The organism is Methylopila henanensis, assembly GCF_042681025.1.
Lineage (GTDB): Bacteria > Pseudomonadota > Alphaproteobacteria > Rhizobiales > Methylopilaceae > Methylopila > Methylopila henanensis.
Window position 1 is genome coordinate 1 of the sequence record NZ_JBHUER010000012.1, and the last position, 17,220, is coordinate 17,220.

Annotated in this window: 12 protein-coding genes and 1 tRNA gene; 12 read left to right on the forward strand and 1 reads right to left on the reverse strand. The window is 66.3% G+C overall.

From position 1 onward, the window contains the following. Positions 1 to 203 precede the first annotated feature (203 nt). From ACFSCV_RS17795 to rpoC, 9 genes are all read left to right on the forward strand, one after another. A tRNA-Trp gene (locus ACFSCV_RS17795) sits at positions 204 to 280 on the forward strand. Positions 281 to 424: 144 nt separating this feature from the next. Beyond that, positions 425 to 622: a preprotein translocase subunit SecE gene (secE, locus tag ACFSCV_RS17800; RefSeq protein WP_271202395.1), complete on the forward strand. Its 198-nt coding sequence runs from the start codon at positions 425 to 427 to the stop codon at positions 620 to 622. After that, positions 619 to 1,179, forward strand: a complete 561-nt coding sequence (gene nusG / locus ACFSCV_RS17805; protein ID WP_378800928.1) for a transcription termination/antitermination protein NusG — start codon at positions 619 to 621, stop codon at positions 1,177 to 1,179. The genes secE and nusG overlap by 4 nt, the downstream gene beginning before the upstream one ends. Positions 1,180 to 1,294: 115 nt before the next feature. Beyond that, entirely contained in the window at positions 1,295 to 1,726 is a 432-nt protein-coding gene (gene rplK / locus ACFSCV_RS17810) for a 50S ribosomal protein L11 (protein WP_378800929.1), read from the forward strand. Positions 1,727 to 1,728: 2 nt separating this feature from the next. Beyond that, positions 1,729 to 2,427, forward strand: a complete 699-nt coding sequence (gene rplA, locus ACFSCV_RS17815) for a 50S ribosomal protein L1 (protein WP_378800930.1) — start codon at positions 1,729 to 1,731, stop codon at positions 2,425 to 2,427. 331 nt (positions 2,428 to 2,758) lie between these two features. After that, a complete protein-coding gene (gene rplJ, locus ACFSCV_RS17820) occupies positions 2,759 to 3,277 on the forward strand; it encodes a 50S ribosomal protein L10 (protein ID WP_378800931.1) in 519 nt (172 codons plus the stop codon). A 49-nt stretch (positions 3,278 to 3,326) separates the two neighbouring features. Next, positions 3,327 to 3,704: a 50S ribosomal protein L7/L12 gene (gene rplL, locus ACFSCV_RS17825; protein WP_378800932.1), complete on the forward strand. Its 378-nt coding sequence runs from the start codon at positions 3,327 to 3,329 to the stop codon at positions 3,702 to 3,704. 266 nt (positions 3,705 to 3,970) lie between these two features. Then, positions 3,971 to 8,089: a DNA-directed RNA polymerase subunit beta gene (gene rpoB / locus ACFSCV_RS17830; protein WP_378800933.1), complete on the forward strand. Its 4,119-nt coding sequence runs from the start codon at positions 3,971 to 3,973 to the stop codon at positions 8,087 to 8,089. A gap of 129 nt (positions 8,090 to 8,218) precedes the next feature. Further along, positions 8,219 to 12,418, forward strand: a complete 4,200-nt coding sequence (gene rpoC / locus ACFSCV_RS17835; RefSeq protein ID WP_378800935.1) for a DNA-directed RNA polymerase subunit beta' — start codon at positions 8,219 to 8,221, stop codon at positions 12,416 to 12,418. Between the two features lie 145 nt (positions 12,419 to 12,563). Here the strand turns inward: rpoC and ACFSCV_RS17840 are convergent, their stop codons facing one another. Next, positions 12,564 to 13,754: an MFS transporter gene (locus tag ACFSCV_RS17840; RefSeq protein WP_378800936.1), complete on the reverse strand. Its 1,191-nt coding sequence runs from the start codon at positions 13,752 to 13,754 to the stop codon at positions 12,564 to 12,566. A gap of 386 nt (positions 13,755 to 14,140) precedes the next feature. On the opposite strand from ACFSCV_RS17840, the gene rpsL reads away from it, so the two are divergent. From rpsL to fusA, 3 genes are read left to right on the forward strand one after another with little or no spacing between them, the layout of a single operon-like run. Beyond that, positions 14,141 to 14,512 (forward strand): 30S ribosomal protein S12, encoded by a 372-nt coding sequence (gene rpsL / locus ACFSCV_RS17845; RefSeq protein ID WP_271202404.1) that lies wholly within the window; start codon positions 14,141 to 14,143, stop codon positions 14,510 to 14,512. 11 nt (positions 14,513 to 14,523) lie between these two features. Beyond that, positions 14,524 to 14,994: a 30S ribosomal protein S7 gene (rpsG, locus tag ACFSCV_RS17850; protein ID WP_271202405.1), complete on the forward strand. Its 471-nt coding sequence runs from the start codon at positions 14,524 to 14,526 to the stop codon at positions 14,992 to 14,994. A gap of 27 nt (positions 14,995 to 15,021) precedes the next feature. Next, entirely contained in the window at positions 15,022 to 17,097 is a 2,076-nt protein-coding gene (fusA, locus tag ACFSCV_RS17855) for an elongation factor G (RefSeq protein ID WP_378800937.1), read from the forward strand. Positions 17,098 to 17,220 lie beyond the last annotated feature (123 nt).

Below are 17,220 nucleotides of genomic sequence, written 5' to 3' on the forward strand. Positions count from 1 at the left end.
ATCCGCGAAGGCGGCCGCACCGTCGGCGCTGGCGTCGTCGCGTCCATCATCGAGTGATCCGAAACGGCCGTCGCTTTTATGCGGCGGCCGCTTCGCAGGAAGGCGCGAACGGCGCGCTTTCTGCTGACAAGGCTGTCCGGGGGTGGTTGCGGACAGCCCTTGGGCGTGGCATATGAAGCGCCCCGCCCAAGACCCCTGCGCGTAGGAGTGTAGCTCAACTGGTTAGAGCACCGGTCTCCAAAACCGGGGGTTGGGGGTTCGAGTCCCTCCACTCCTGCCACGCGCAAGAGGGAGACCAGCGCGACGGTCTAGACAGCTGTCGGGGACGGAACAGGGCGCAGGGCGACGCGCCGTGGTGGTGAACAGAAGTGGACGGGGTGCGGCCCTCGCGGACTGCGCCCCTTTTGGACGTGATACGGTAGCGATGGCGAAGACCAACCCGATCGAATTCATGCAGGAAGTGGGCGCCGAGACCGCGAAGGTGGTCTGGCCGACCCGCCGCGAGACGGCGATCACGACGGTCATGGTGTTCGTGTTCGTGTTCGTGGCGTGCGTGTTCTTTTTCTTCGCCGACATGATCCTGCGCACCGCTGTGACGCTGGTTCTGGGGCTCGGCCAATGAGCGTGGCTGGGGCAGCGGCCGGCGGCCGGCGCAAGCGCTGGTACATCGTGCACGCCTATTCGAACTTCGAGAAGAAGGTCGCGGACTCGATCCGTGAGAAGGCCGAGCAGACCGGTCTGTCTGACCTCTTCGAAGAGATTCTCGTGCCGACCGAGAAGGTCGTCGAGGTGCGCCGCGGGCGGAAGGTCGACGCCGAGCGCAAGTTTTTCCCCGGCTACGTGCTGGTGAAGATGGATTTGACGGATCAGGCGTACCATCTGATCCGTAACACGCCGAAGGTGACCGGCTTCCTCGGGGCGGACAACAAGCCGTCGCCGATTTCGGACGCCGAGGCCGGCCGCATCCTGCAGCAGGTGCAGGAGGGCATCGAGCGGCCCAAGCCTTCGGTGTCTTTCGAGGTCGGCGAAAACGTGCGCGTCTCCGACGGGCCGTTCGCCTCGTTCTCGGGCGTGGTGCAGGACGTCGACGAGGCGCGTGCCCGCCTCAAGATCGACGTTTCGATCTTCGGTCGCGCGACGACCGTCGATCTCGAATACGGGCAGGTCGAGAAGGTCTGATCCGTTCCCGGCTGTGGGAGGAGGGCTCCGGCGCGCGTCGCCGGGCGGCCGTCTCCGCACCACGGCTCAACGATGCGGCGGTTGCGACCGGACGCATCCCGGCGAGTGAGCGAAAATGGCTAAGAAGATCACAGGTTACATCAAACTGCAGGTGCCCGCGGGCTCCGCCAACCCGTCGCCGCCGATCGGTCCGGCGCTCGGTCAGCGCGGTCTGAACATCATGGAGTTCTGCAAGGCGTTCAACGCGCAGACGGGCCAGCTCGAGAAGGGGATGCCGATTCCGGTCGTCATCACCGCTTACGCGGACCGCTCCTTCACCTTCGTGATGAAGTCGCCTCCGGTCAGCTACTTCCTGAAGCAGGCGGCTGGCATCAAGTCGGGCTCCAAGACCACCGGCAAGGCTGCGCCGGTCGGCAAGGTGACCCAGGCCCAGCTCCGCGAGATCGCGGAGAAGAAGATGGCCGACATGAACTGCTCCACCGTCGAGGCGGCGGCGGCGATGATCGCGGGCTCGGCCCGTTCGATGGGCCTGCAGGTGGAGGGCTGACCATGGCGAAGCTTGCGAAGCGCATTGCGAAGGTCCGTGAGGGCATCGACCGCGAGAAGCTCTACGGCCTCGACGAGGCGATCAGCCTCGTGAAGGAGCGGGCTGTCGCCAAGTTCGACGAGACCATCGAGGTCGCGATCAATCTCGGCGTCGACCCGCGTCACGCCGACCAGATGGTTCGCGGCGTGTGCCAGCTTCCGAACGGCTCCGGCCGTACGGTCCGCGTCGGCGTGTTCGCGCGCGGCCCGAAGGCGGAGGAGGCCAAGGCCGCCGGCGCTGACGTGGTGGGCGCCGAGGATCTGCTCGAGATCGTCCAGGGCGGCACGATCGAGTTCGATCGCTGCATCGCGACCCCGGACCTGATGCCGCTGGTCGGCCGTCTCGGCAAGGTGCTGGGCCCGCGCGGCCTGATGCCGAACCCGAAGGTCGGCACCGTGACCATGGATGTCGCGGGCGCGGTGAAGGCCGCGAAGGGCGGCGCGGTCGAGTTCCGCGTCGAGAAGGCCGGCATCATCCATGGCGGCGTCGGCAAGGCGTCGTTCGACGCCGAGAAGCTGGTCCAGAACATCAAGGCGTTTGCGGACGCCGTGGTGAAGGCCAAGCCGACCGGCGCCAAGGGCCAGTACGTGCAGCGCATTTCGGTGTCCTCCACGATGGGCCCGGGCGTGCACGTCGAGCCGGCGACCGTTCTCGGCGCCTGACGTTTAACGAATTCGCCCGGGGCTTTCCCGGGCGCTAGGCGGCGCGGGCGTCTTCGTCCGCATCGCCGACCTGTCCGAGACCGCAGGCGGCCGTCCACGGGGACGGCCTTAAGCTCCGAGCACGGGGGCCGGCATAGACGGGGAGACCGGACGTTTCGGCCCGCGCGAGCGGCCCGTCCGACCGGTTCGAACCATCGCCGCGGCGTTTCTCGCGTCGCGCGCGGACAGGCGTGAAGCCGCCGTTCCGTGGTTCCGCAAGGGATTTCGGAGCGGTCGTAGCAACCCGGCGATCCATCAGCCTTCGGGCCGGATCGTCAACCGGAGAGAGCACGTGGACCGCGCAGAAAAGCGTGAAGCGGTTGCGACGCTGAACTCGGTGTTTTCGGACTCCGGGGCCATCGTCGTCGCTCACTATTCGGGCCTGACCGTCGCGCAGATGCAGACGCTTCGTCGGCAGATGCGAGAGGCTGGCGCGAGCGTGAAGGTCGCGAAGAACCGGCTTGCCAAAATCGCTCTCGAAGGCACGGACGTCGCCCACCTCGGGACCCTGCTCACGGGTCCCACGATCCTCGCCTACAGCGATGATCCGGTGGCGGCGCCAAAGGTCGCGGTCGAGTTCGCCAAGGGTCACGACAAGTTCGTGATCCTGGGCGGCGCGATGGGCGCGACTTCCCTGAACGTCGACGGCGTCAAGGCTCTCGCCACGCTGCCGTCGCTCGACGAACTGCGCGCCAAGCTCGTGGGCCTCATCCAGGCGCCCGCGACCAAACTCGCGCAGCTGTCCACCGCGCCTGCCGCAAAGCTCGCGCGCGTGTTCGGGGCCTACGCCAATCGAGACGAGGCGGCGTGAAGCCGTTCTTCAAACTTAAAACCTGGTTCGAACTGAAGGACGTAAAACAATGACTGATCTGACGAAGATCGTCGACGAACTGTCCAACCTGACGGTTCTCGAGGCGGCTGAGCTCGCGAAGCTGCTCGAAGAGAAGTGGGGCGTCTCGGCCGCGGCTGCGGTCGCGGTCGCTGGCCCGGCCGCCGGCGGCGCCGCGGCTGCGCCGGTCGAGGAGCAGACCGAGTTCACGGTCGTGCTCGCGGCCGCTGGCGACAAGAAGATCGAGGTCATTAAGGAGGTCCGCGCGATCACCGGCCTCGGCCTCAAGGAAGCCAAGGACCTCGTCGAAGGCGCTCCGAAGCCCGTCAAGGAAGGCGTGGCCAAGGACGAGGCCGAGAAGCTCAAGGCCCAGCTCGAGAAGGCTGGCGCCAAGGTCGAGCTCAAGTGATCTCTCGCGGGCGTCTCGCCCGCGGTTGATCTGCCGCGCGGACGGGGCTTCGGCCTCGCCCGTCGCGCCGCGAAAAAGCCGCGGAGGACGGCGCCGATGGCGCCGCGTCCTCCGCGGCTTAAGCGCCTTCCGGGCACTGCCCCGGCGGCGTCACTGAGCGGGTTCCGCGCGTCCGAGCGGATCCGCCGCGCCTGAACCAAGAGCCGAGCGCCGCATCGGTCCGGTTTTTGGTTCAGGCGTGCCCCTCGGCATGGATGAGGAAGACGATGGCTCATACGATCACCGGCCGCAAGCGTGTCCGCAAGTTCTTCGGCAAGATCCGTGAAGTAACGGAAATGCCGAACCTCATCGAAGTTCAGAAGGCGTCTTACGACCAATTCCTTCTGTTCGACGGCAAGGGCGCGCGGCCGGACGAAGGCTTGCAGACGGTGTTCAAGTCGGTGTTCCCGATCTCCGACTTCTCGAACACGTCTATGCTCGAGTTCGTGTCGTATGAGTTCGAGCAGCCGAAGTACGACGTCGACGAGTGCCGTCAGCGCGGCATGACCTTCGCGGCCCCGCTCAAGGTGACGCTGCGCCTGATCGTGTTCGACGTGGACGAGGAGACCGGCGCACGCTCCGTGAAGGACATCAAGGAGCAGGACGTCTACATGGGCGACATGCCGCTCATGACGGACAACGGCACCTTCATCGTCAACGGCACCGAGCGCGTCATCGTCTCGCAGATGCACCGTTCGCCGGGCGTGTTCTTCGACCACGACAAGGGCAAGACGCACTCCTCGGGCAAGCTGCTGTTCGCGGCCCGTATCATCCCGTACCGCGGCTCCTGGCTCGACATCGAGTTCGACGCCAAGGACATCGTCTACGCGCGCATCGACCGCCGCCGGAAGATCCCGGTGACGTCGCTGATGTTCGCCCTCGGCATGGATGGCGAGGCCATCCTCGACACCTTCTACAAGAAGGTCGCCTACACCCGCGACGGAGACGCCTGGCGCACCCCGTTCGACGGCGCGCGGCTGAAGGGCCTGAACGCCGCCGTCGACCTCGTCGACGCGGACACCGGCGAGGTGGTGCTCGAAGCCGGTCGCAAGCTGACCGTCCGGCAGGCTCGCCTGATCTCAGAGAAGGGCGTCAAGGACCTCAAGATTACGGAAGAGGAACTGGTCGGGCAGTACGTCGCCGAGGACCTCGTCGACCTGCAGACCGGCGAGATCTGGGCCGAGGCCGGCGACGAAGTCACGGCGAAGCTGCTCGAGCAACTGAAGGACGTCGGCACGACCGAGCTCAACCTGCTCGACATCGACCACGTCAACGTCGGCGGCTACATCCGCAACACGCTGGCGGTCGACAAGAACGCCACCCGTGAAGAGGCGCTGTTCGACATCTACCGGGTCATGCGCCCGGGCGAGCCGCCCACCCTCGACACCGCCGAGGCGATGTTCCAGTCGCTGTTCTTCGACGCCGAGCGCTACGACCTCTCCGCGGTCGGCCGCGTGAAGATGAACATGCGCCTCGACCTCGACGCGCCGGACACCCATCGCACGCTGCGCAAGGAAGACATCCTCGCCGTCATCAAGACGCTGGTGGACCTGCGCGACGGTCGCGGCGAGATCGACGACATCGACCATCTCGGCAACCGCCGGGTGCGCTCGGTCGGCGAGCTCATGGAGAACCAGTACCGGGTCGGCCTGCTCCGCATGGAGCGCGCCATCAAGGAGCGCATGTCGTCGGTCGAGATCGACACCGTCATGCCTCAGGACCTGATCAACGCGAAGCCCGCGGCCGCGGCCGTGCGCGAGTTCTTCGGCTCGTCGCAGCTCTCGCAGTTCATGGACCAGACCAACCCGCTGTCCGAGATCACCCACAAGCGGCGCCTTTCGGCGCTCGGGCCGGGCGGTCTGACGCGCGAGCGCGCCGGCTTCGAGGTGCGCGACGTGCATCCGACGCATTACGGCCGCATCTGCCCGATCGAGACGCCTGAAGGTCCGAACATCGGCCTGATCAACTCGCTCGCGACCTTCGCGCGCGTGAACAAGTACGGCTTCATCGAGGCCCCGTACCGCAAGGTGCGCGACGGGCAGGTGACGGACGAGGTGCACTACCTCTCCGCGGTCGAGGAATCGAAGCACCACGTCGCGCAGGCGAACGCCGTGCTCGACGCCTCGGGCCGCTTCACCGACGACCTGATCGTCTGCCGCCACATGGGCGAAGTGGTGTTCGTGCCGCTCGAGCGCGTCGACTACATGGACGTGTCGCCGAAGCAGCTCGTCTCGGTCGCAGCCGCGCTCATTCCGTTCCTCGAGAACGACGACGCCAACCGCGCCCTCATGGGTTCGAACATGCAGCGTCAGGCGGTTCCGCTTGTGAAGGCGGACGCGCCGTTCGTCGGCACCGGCATGGAGGCCGTGGTGGCGCGCGACTCCGGCGCGGCCATCGCTGCGCGGCGTTCGGGTGTGATCGACCAGGTCGACGCGACCCGTATCGTCATCCGTGCGACGGACGAGGCCGACGCCTCCAAGCCCGGCGTCGACATCTACCGTCTGATGAAGTTCCAGCGCTCCAACCAGTCGACCTGCATCACGCAGAAGCCGCTGGTCCGCGTCGGCGACGTCGTGAAGAAGGGCGAGATCATCGCCGACGGCCCGTCGACCGAGCTCGGCGAGCTGGCGCTGGGCCGCAACGTGCTCGTCGCCTTCATGCCGTGGAACGGCTACAACTTCGAGGACTCGATCCTTCTCTCCGAGAAGATCGTCTCCGACGACGTCTTCACCTCGATCCACATCGAGGAGTTCGAGGTCTCGGCCCGCGACACCAAGCTCGGGCCGGAGGAGATCACGCGCGACATTCCGAACGTGTCGGAAGAGGCGCTGAAGAACCTCGACGAAGCCGGCATCGTCTACATCGGCGCGGAAGTGCAGGCGGGCGACATCCTCGTCGGCAAGATCACGCCGAAGGGCGAGAGCCCGATGACGCCGGAGGAGAAGCTGCTCCGCGCCATCTTCGGCGAGAAGGCCTCGGACGTGCGCGACACCTCGCTGCGGGTGCCGCCCGGCGTCACCGGCACGATTGTCGAGGTGCGCGTCTTCAACCGCCACGGCGTCGACAAGGACGAGCGCGCCCAGGCGATTGAGCGCGAGGAGATCGAGCGGCTCGCCAAGGACCGCGACGACGAGCTCGCGATCCTCGACCGCAACACCTATGCGCGCCTCGCCGAGATGCTGGTCGGCAAGACCGTCATCTCCGCGCCGAAGACCATCAAGAAGGACGTCGAGCTCACGCGCGACATCCTGACGGAGGCGCCGCGCTCGCAGTGGTGGCAGATCGCCGTCTCGGACGACAAGCTGATGTCCGAGCTGGAGGCCATGCGCGCCCAGTACGACGAGCAGAAGAAGCGGCTCGAGCAGCGGTTCCTCGACAAGGTCGAGAAGCTGCAGCGCGGCGACGAGATGCCCCCCGGCGTGATGAAGATGGTCAAGGTCTTCATCGCGGTGAAGCGCAAGATTCAGCCGGGCGACAAGATGGCCGGCCGTCATGGCAACAAGGGCGTGGTCTCGCGCATCGTTCCGGTCGAGGACATGCCGTTCCTCGACGACGGCACGCATGTCGACATCGTGCTGAACCCGCTCGGCGTGCCGAGCCGCATGAACGTCGGGCAGATCCTCGAGACCCATCTCGGATGGGCCTGCGCGGGTCTCGGCCGCAAGATCGGTCAGGCCATCGACGCCTACCGCGCCGGCGCCGGGCTGAACGAGCTGCAGTCGACGCTCGACGTCGTTTACGGCGACGATCCGAAGGTGAAGGAGCTCGACGAGAAGGAACTCGTCGAGATGTCCGAGAACCTTCGGCGCGGCGTGCCGATCGCGACGCCGGTGTTCGACGGCGCCAAGGAGGCGGACATCGAGCGCATGCTGGACCAGGCCGGCGTGAACACCTCCGGCCAGGTGACGCTGTTCGACGGCCGGACCGGCGACACGTTCGACCGGCAGGTCACCGTCGGCTACATCTACATGCTGAAGCTGCACCATCTGGTGGACGACAAGATCCACGCCCGCTCGATCGGCCCTTACTCGCTGGTCACCCAGCAGCCGCTCGGCGGCAAGGCGCAGTTCGGCGGCCAGCGCTTCGGCGAAATGGAGGTGTGGGCGCTCGAGGCTTACGGCGCGGCCTACACGCTGCAGGAGATGCTGACGGTGAAGTCCGACGACGTCGCGGGCCGCACCAAGGTGTACGAGTCGATCGTGCGCGGCGACGACGCCTTCGAGGCGGGCATCCCCGAGAGCTTCAACGTGCTCGTCAAGGAAATGCGCTCGCTCGGCCTGAACGTGGACCTCCACACGTCGAAGCGCGCCGCGAACGAGCTTCCCCCCGCCGACGCGGCGGAGTGACGGCGGCCTCCGTAGGTCGACCGTTCGGCGGACGGGCTTGATGAGCCCGCCCGCCGTCGATTTGGGATTTTATGCGGACCTCGCGGCGCTTGGCGGCGGCTGCCTTCGGTCTCGCGGAAGGAGACGGCGATGAACCAGGAAGTGATGAATCTCTTCAACACGCAGGTTCCTGCCCAGACGTTCGATCAGATCCGCATCTCGATCGCGAGCCCGGAAAAGATCCTTTCCTGGTCGTTCGGCGAGATCAAGAAGCCGGAGACGATCAACTACCGCACGTTCAAGCCGGAGCGTGACGGCCTGTTCTGCGCGCGCATCTTCGGTCCGATCAAGGACTACGAGTGCCTGTGCGGCAAGTACAAGCGGATGAAATACAAGGGCGTCATCTGCGAGAAGTGCGGCGTCGAGGTCACGCTGTCGCGCGTCCGCCGCGAGCGCATGGGCCACATCGAGCTGGCGGCTCCCGTCGCGCACATCTGGTTCCTGAAGTCGCTGCCGTCGCGCATCGGCCTTCTGCTCGACATGACGCTGAAGGACCTCGAGGCGATCCTCTACTTCGAGAAGTACGTCGTCCTCGAAACCGGCCTGACCCCGCTCAAGGACCGTCAGCTCCTCACCGAGGAGGAGTACCTCCACGCCCAGGACGAGTACGGCGAGGACGCCTTCACCGCGCAGATCGGCGCGGAGGCGATCCAGTCGCTGCTGCGCGCGCTCGACCTCGAGAAGATGGCGGCGGACATCCGCGTCGAGATCGCGGAGGCGACAACCGAGCTCAAGCCCAAGAAGCTCGCCAAGCGCCTGAAGATCGTCGAGGCCTTCATCGAGTCCGGCAACAAGCCCGACTGGATGATCATGACCGTCGTGCCGGTGATCCCGCCGGATCTGCGTCCGCTGGTGCCGCTCGACGGCGGCCGCTTCGCGACGTCGGACCTCAACGACCTCTACCGCCGCGTCATCAACCGCAACAACCGTCTGAAGCGGCTGATCGAGCTGCGCGCGCCGGACATCATCATCCGCAACGAGAAGCGGATGCTGCAGGAGGCCGTCGACGCGCTGTTCGACAACGGTCGCCGCGGCCGCGTCATCACGGGCGTCAACAAGCGCCCGCTGAAGTCGCTCTCCGACATGCTGAAGGGCAAGCAGGGCCGCTTCCGCCAGAACCTGCTCGGCAAGCGCGTCGACTATTCCGGCCGTTCGGTCATCGTGGTCGGCCCGGAGCTGAAGCTGCATCAGTGCGGCCTGCCGAAGAAGATGGCGCTCGAGCTGTTCAAGCCGTTCATCTACTCGCGGCTTGACGCCAAGGGCCTGTCGGCCACCGTCAAGCAGGCGAAGAAGCTCGTCGAGAAGGAGAAGCCGGAAGTCTGGGACATCCTGGACGAGGTGATCCGCGAGCATCCGGTGATGCTGAACCGCGCCCCGACGCTGCACCGCCTCGGCATCCAGGCCTTCGAGCCGGTGCTGATCGAGGGCAAGGCGATCCAGCTTCATCCGCTGGTCTGCGCCGCGTTCAACGCCGACTTCGACGGCGACCAGATGGCCGTGCACGTTCCTCTGAGCCTCGAGGCTCAGCTGGAGGCGCGCGTCCTGATGATGTCGACCAACAACATTCTGCACCCCGCGAACGGCCAGCCGATCATCGTGCCGTCGCAGGACATCGTGCTCGGCCTCTACTACCTGACGCTGATGCGCGACAACGAGCCGGGCGAGGGCATGGCCTTTGCGAACATGGGCGAGCTGGAGCACGCCCTGTTCACCAAGTCGGTGACGCTGCACACCAAGATCAAGGGTCGGCATGTCGGCATCGACGCCGACGGCAATCAGGTCGCAAAGGTCTATGAGACCACCCCCGGCCGCATGATGCTCGGGCAGTTGCTGCCCAAGACCGCGAAGCTGACCTTCGACGTCGTCAACAAGCTGATGACGAAGAAGGAAATCTCGAACATGATCGACACCGTCTACCGCAACTGCGGTCAGAAGGACACGGTCATCTTCTGCGACCGCATCATGTCGCTCGGCTTCCACAACGCGTTCAAGGCCGGCATCTCGTTCGGCAAGGACGACATGGTCGTGCCGGAGACGAAGACGAAGATCGTTGACGACACCCGTACGCTCGCCAAGGAATACGAGCAGCAGTACCAGGACGGCCTGATCACTCAGGGCGAGAAGTACAACAAGGTGGTCGACGCCTGGGCGAAGTGCACGGACAAGATCGCCGACGAGATGATGGCGCGCATCTCCGCTGTCCAAGTGGACAAGGAGACCGGCCGCACCAAGCAGATCAACTCGATCTACATGATGAGCCATTCGGGCGCCCGCGGCTCGCCGGCGCAGATGAAGCAGCTCGCCGGCATGCGCGGTCTTATGGCCAAGCCGTCGGGCGAGATCATCGAGAGCCCGATCATCTCGAACTTCAAGGAAGGCTTGTCCGTGCTCGAGTACTTCAACTCGACGCACGGCGCTCGTAAGGGCCTTGCTGACACGGCGCTCAAGACGGCGAACTCGGGCTACCTGACCCGTCGTCTCGTCGACGTGGCGCAGGACTGCATCATCACCGAGGACGATTGCGGCACCGAGGCGGGCATCCGCGTCCGGCCCGTGGTCGACGCTGGCCAGATCGTCGCGACGCTCGGCATGCGCATCCTGGGCCGCACCGCGGCGGAGGACGTGCTGCACCCGGCGACAGGCGAGCTCATCGTCCCGAAGAACACTCTGTTCTCCGAGAAGGACGTCGAGCAGGTGATGGCGGCGGGCGTGCAGGAGATCCGCATCCGCTCGGTGCTGACCTGCGAGACCAAGGTCGGCGTGTGCGTGGCCTGCTACGGGCGCGACCTCGCGCGCGGCACGCCGGTCAACCACGGCGAGGCGGTCGGCGTCATCGCGGCGCAGTCGATCGGCGAGCCGGGCACGCAGCTCACCATGCGCACGTTCCACATCGGCGGCACGGCGCAGCTCGCGGACTCGTCCTTCCTCGAAAGCTCGTTCGAGGGCTCGGTCAAGTTGCGCAACCGCAACGTCGCCCGGAACTCGGACGGCGACCTGATCGTGATGGGCCGCAACGTGGCCGTGATCATCGTCGACGCCGACGGGACCACGGAGCGCGCGACGCATCGCCTGCAGTACGGCTCGAAGCTTCGGGTCGACGAGGGCGACAAGATCAAGCGCGGCCAGCGCATCGCCGAGTGGGACCCGTACACCCGTCCGATCCTCACCGAGGTCGACGGCAAGGCGGCGTTCGAGGACCTCGTCGAAGGCGCCTCCGTGAAGGAGACGTCGGACGAGGCCACGGGCATCACCAAGCGCGTCGTGACCGACTGGCGCACCTCGACGCGTAACGCCGATCTCAAGCCGGCGATCATCGTCCAGGGCGCGGACGGCAAGATCGCCAAGCCTGCCCGCGGCGGCGAGGCGCGCTACCTACTGGCGGCGGACGCGATCCTGTCGGTCTCGCCGGGCGGCGAGGTCAAGGCCGGCGACGTGCTCGCGCGTATTCCGACCGAGAGCGCCAAGACCCGCGACATCACGGGCGGCCTGCCGCGCGTGGCGGAGCTGTTCGAGGCGCGCCGTCCGAAGGACGCGGCGATCATCGCCGAGATTTCTGGCACGGTGCAGTTCGGCAAGGACTACAAGAACAAGCGTCGCCTCACGCTCATTCCGAGCGATGGCGGCGAGCCGGTCGAGTACCTGATCCCGAAGGGCAAGCACGTCCATCTTCAGGACGGCGACGTCGTGGAGCAGGGCGACTACATCGTCGACGGCAACCCGGCGCCGCACGACATTCTGGCGATCAAGGGCGTGGAGGAGCTTGCGGCCTACCTCGTCAACGAGATCCAGGAGGTCTACCGGCTCCAGGGCGTGACCATCAACGACAAGCACATCGAGGTGATCGTCCGCCAGATGCTGCAGAAGGTGGAAATCTCCGACGCCGGCGACACCGACCTGATCACCAACGAGCAGGTCGACCGGATGGAGTTCGACGACGTCAACGCCAAGATGCTCGCCGAGGGCAAGAAGCCCGCGGTCGGCCATCCGGTGCTGCTCGGCATCACCAAGGCGAGCCTGCAGACCCGCTCGTTCATCTCCGCCGCCTCCTTCCAGGAGACGACCCGCGTCCTCACCGAGGCGGCCGTCAACGGCAAGGTGGACGACCTCGAGGGCCTCAAGGAGAACGTCATCGTCGGCCGCCTGATCCCGGCGGGCACCGGCTCGGTGATGAACAAGGTGCGCGAGATCGCGACCCATCGCGACGACCTGATCCTCGCCCAGAAGGCGCAGGAATCCGGCGTCCCCTCGGAAGCGGCGGCCCTGCTGCCGGCCTCCGACGCCGCGGAGTGAGGCGAGGGCGGTTCATTCCGCCCATGCCAGATCCTGAACGAGGAAAGGCCGCCGGTTCGCCGGCGGCCTTTTTCTTTGACATGACGTTTGCGCGACGCGGCCGAGCTGTCCGCTCCCGAGGACGGCGCCCGGTCTGGGCCTCGCCTTACTCTGCGGCCGCCGGAGCGGCCGGGCGCGCCGCAAGGAAGAAGGCGATCGCAACGCCGAAGATAACCGCGCCGAAGGCTGCGGCGACGGCGAAGGTCAGCCCGAAGCCCCCGGAGCTGTGGGTCGCGCCGATCAGGGTCGCCGCGAAGCCGCTGACGGTGAAGCCGAGGAAGTAGCGCACGCTGTAGGCCTTGGTGCGCAGGTGGGGCGGCGTGTAGCGCGCGACCATGGCGTCGTTGACGACCACCTGGCCGTAGATGGCCGCGATCGTCAGGGCGAGGCCCGCGAGCATCGGCGCTCCTTCGCTCGCGGCCGCGATCCCGAGGCCGAGCGGCTGTAGCGCCGACAGCCCGACGAAGATGGCGGGCAGAGAGAAGCGGTCGACCAGCCGCCCCACGATCAGCTGGGTCAGCGCGCCGAACAGCAAGACGCCGGTGACCAGCCATCCGGTGACGACGAGCGGAACCTCGACGCCGAGCCGCTCGTCGACCGCCTTCGGCAGCGCGATGCTGGTGATGTTGAAGGTCATGCCGCCGGCGACGAGCGCCGCGCCGAATAGCGTGAGAAGCACGGGCAGGGACAGCCGGAACCCGCCCGAGGCCGGCGCCGGGGCGCGCCGCTCGTCCCGGCGGTCTTCGGCCGGCGCGAGCGCGACATAGGCGAGCCCGACCGCAAGGCAGACCGCCGCGGGAACCAGGAAGGCCGCGCGCCAGCCGAAGGCGCTCGCCAGCAACGCGGTGCCGCCGGCCGCGAAGGCGGTGCCGACATTGCCGAACACGCCGTTCCACCCGAGCGCCCGGCCGAGCGACGAGGCGTGGCTGACGAGAATCGACGCGCCGATCGGATGGTAGATCGCGGTGAAGGCGCCGAGAGCGAACAGCCAGACCGCTATCGCGGTCGGCGTCGCGCTGAAGCTGAGGCCCGCCAGCGAGACGCTGCAGCCGAAGAAGAACACGGCGAGCAGATTGCGGCGCCCGAACCGCGCGGCGAGCCATCCCATCGGCAGCGCGAACAGGCCGAACGCCACGAAGGCGCCGGTGGCGAGGGCGATCAGCGGCCCGTAGTCGAGTCTGAGGTCGCCCGCCATGGCGATCACCGCTGTCGGATAGATCAGAAGAACGTAATGATCGAGCGCATGCGCGACGTTGACGAATGCGATCACGCGGGTGGAATGTGCGGGCGACGGCATCGGCGATGAGCTTTCGATCTGTCCGCCGGCGCCATTCGCGGCGCCGCGTGAGCCGAGATAGGCCCCATGCGTTAGAACTCCGTCAAGTTCTCGGCGCGCGGTGTTGACTAAGCCCGACTCGCGGGGTAGAAGCGCCCCACTCTTCGGCAGGCGGTAAGCCCACGCCGTCGCAAGCGGTCCAGTCGCTGCGACCTTCCGGGCTTAGACGCTGCCGCGACCACACGGTCAGTTGCGGTTCATGACCCCGGCGCTCGTCGTCGTTGGTCCTCTGCAAGGAGCGACGCTCGCCTTCGGACCCCCGAAGGCCGGCGTCATTTCGTTTTTGCGCGTCCGAAGCTTTTCGGGCGGGCGGAACGCCGGTTTACGAAGGAACGGTCAGGCCAACGATGCCCACCATCAGCCAGTTGATCCGCAAGCCGCGGCAGGCGCCCACGGCGCGCAACAAGGTTCCGGCGCTCGAAGCGTGCCCGCAGAAGCGTGGCGTCTGCACGCGCGTCTACACCACGACCCCGAAGAAGCCGAACTCGGCGCTTCGTAAGGTCGCCAAGGTTCGTCTCACGAACGGCTTCGAGGTCATCGGCTACATCCCGGGCGAGGGCCATAACCTCCAGGAGCATTCGGTGGTCATGATCCGTGGCGGCCGCGTGAAGGACCTTCCGGGCGTTCGCTACCACATCCTCCGCGGCGTGCTCGACACGCAGGGCGTCAAGAACCGCAAGCAGCGCCGGTCGAAGTACGGCGCCAAGCGGCCGAAGTGAGGTTCTGAAGAATGTCCCGTCGTCACTCCGCCGAGCGCCGCGAAGTCCACCCCGATCCGAAGTTCGGGGACATCGTGGTCACGAAGTTCATGAACACCGTGATGAAGCACGGCAAGAAGTCGGCCGCCGAGAGCATCGTTTACGGCGCGTTCGACACCGTCGAGACCAAGCTCAAGCAGAGCCCGGTCGCCGTGTTCCACCAGGCGCTCGACAACATCGCTCCGGCGCTTGAAGTCCGTTCCCGCCGCGTCGGCGGCGCGACCTACCAGGTCCCGGTCGAGGTTCGTCCGGAGCGTCGTCAGGCGCTCGCGCTGCGCTGGCTGCTGGCCTCGGCCCGCGCCCGCAACGAGAAGACCATGGTCGACCGTCTGTCGGCCGAGCTCATCGACGCCTCGAACAACCGCGGTTCCGCGGTGAAGAAGCGCGAGGACACGCACCGCATGGCGGAAGCGAACCGCGCGTTCTCGCACTACCGCTGGTAATCGAGCAGAGACTGAAGGACCAAGATCATGGCCCGCTCCCACGCGATCGAAGACTATCGTAACTTCGGCATCATGGCCCACATTGATGCCGGCAAGACGACGACGACCGAGCGCGTCCTGTTTTATTCCGGCAAGTCCCACAAGATCGGCGAAGTCCACGACGGCGCCGCGACCATGGACTGGATGGAGCAGGAGCAGGAGCGCGGCATCACGATCACGTCCGCCGCGACGACGACCTTCTGGAAGGACAAGCGTCTCAACATCATCGACACGCCCGGCCACGTCGACTTCACCATTGAAGTCGAGCGTTCGCTGCGCGTGCTCGACGGCGCCGTCTGCGTGCTCGACGGCAACGCCGGCGTTGAGCCGCAGACCGAGACCGTGTGGCGTCAGGCCGACAAGTACGAAGTGCCGCGCATCGTGTTTGTCAACAAGATGGACAAGATCGGCGCCGACTTCTTCCGCTGCGTTAAGGAGATCGACACCCGCGTCGCCGGCAAGCCGGTCGCGATCCAGCTCCCGATCGGCTCCGAGAGCGCGTTCGCGGGCATCATCGATCTCGTCCGCATGAAGGCGGTCGTATGGGAGAACGAGAACCTCGGCGCGAGCTTCCGCGACGAGGAGATCCCGGCCGATCTCGCCGATCAGGCCGTCGAGTACCGCAACGTGATGATTGAGCGCGCGGTCGAGCTCGACGACGCTGCGCTCGAAAAGTTCCTCGAGGGTGAGGAGCCGGACGAGGCGACCCTCAAGGCCCTGCTGCGCAAGGCCGTGCTGACCCGCGCCTTCACGCCGGTGCTCTGCGGCTCGGCGTTCAAGAACAAGGGCGTCCAGCCGCTGCTCGACGCCGTCGTCGATTACCTGCCGTCCCCGCTCGATCGTGGCGCGGTGTCGGGCATCGACTTCAAGACCGAAGAGCCGATCACCCGGGAGCCCTCCGACGACGCCGGGCTTTCGGTGCTCGCGTTCAAGATCATGGACGACCCCTTTGTCGGCACCATCACCTTCTGCCGCGTCTATTCGGGCAAGCTGGAGTCGGGTTCGACCCTGCTAAACTCGACCCGCGACAAGAAGGAGCGCGTCGGCCGCATGCTGCTCATGCATGCGAACAACCGCGAGGACATCAAGGAAGCCTACGCCGGCGACATCGTCGCCCTGGCCGGCCTCAAGGAAGTCCGCACCGGCGACACGCTGTGCGACCCGAACAAGGCCGTGATCCTCGAGCGTATGGAGTTCCCGGAGCCGGTCATCGAGATCGCGATCGAGCCGAAGACCAAGGCCGACCAGGAGAAGCTGGGCATCGCCCTGTCGAAGCTCGCGGCCGAGGATCCGTCCTTCCGCGTCTCGACCGACGCCGAGTCCGGCCAGACCATTCTCAAGGGCATGGGCGAGCTTCACCTCGACATCAAGGTCGACATCCTGAAGCGCACCTACAAGGTCGACGCCAACATCGGCGCGCCGCAGGTGGCCTATCGCGAGACGCTGACCAAGCCGGTCGACGTGGACTACACCCACAAGAAGCAGACCGGCGGCACCGGTCAGTTCGCCCGCGTGAAGTTCCACGTGGAGCCGAACGAGGCTGGCAAGGGCTTCGAGTTCGTCTCGAAGATCGTCGGCGGCGCCGTGCCGAAGGAGTACATTCCGGGCGTCCAGAAGGGCCTCGAGTCGGTGCTGGGCTCCGGCGTTGTCGCCGGCTTCCCGGTTGTCGACGTGAAGGTCGAACTGGTCGACGGCGCGTTCCACGAGGTCGACTCGTCGGCTCTCGCCTTCGAAATCGCGTCCCGCGCGGCGTTCCGCGAGGCCCTGCAGAAGGGCGGCGCGGTGCTGCTCGAGCCGGTGATGAAGGTCGAGGTCGTGACCCCGGAAGACTACACCGGCTCGGTCATCGGCGATCTGAACTCCCGCCGCGGCCAGATCCAGGGGCAGGACATGCGCGGCAACGCCAACGTGGTGAACGCCATGGTGCCGCTCGCCAACATGTTCGGCTACATCAACACGCTGCGTTCGTTCAGCCAGGGCCGCGCGAACTACAGCATGGAATTCGACCACTACGAGCAGGTTCCGTCCAACGTCGCGCAGGAGGTTCAGGCGAAGTACGCCTGATCCTGCAGCGAGTTACGACGAGCCCCTTAGAGACGATCTAGAGAAAAGAACGGAGCCTTCGCCATGGCCAAGGAAAAGTTCGCGCGGACGAAGCCGCATTGCAACATTGGCACGATTGGTCAC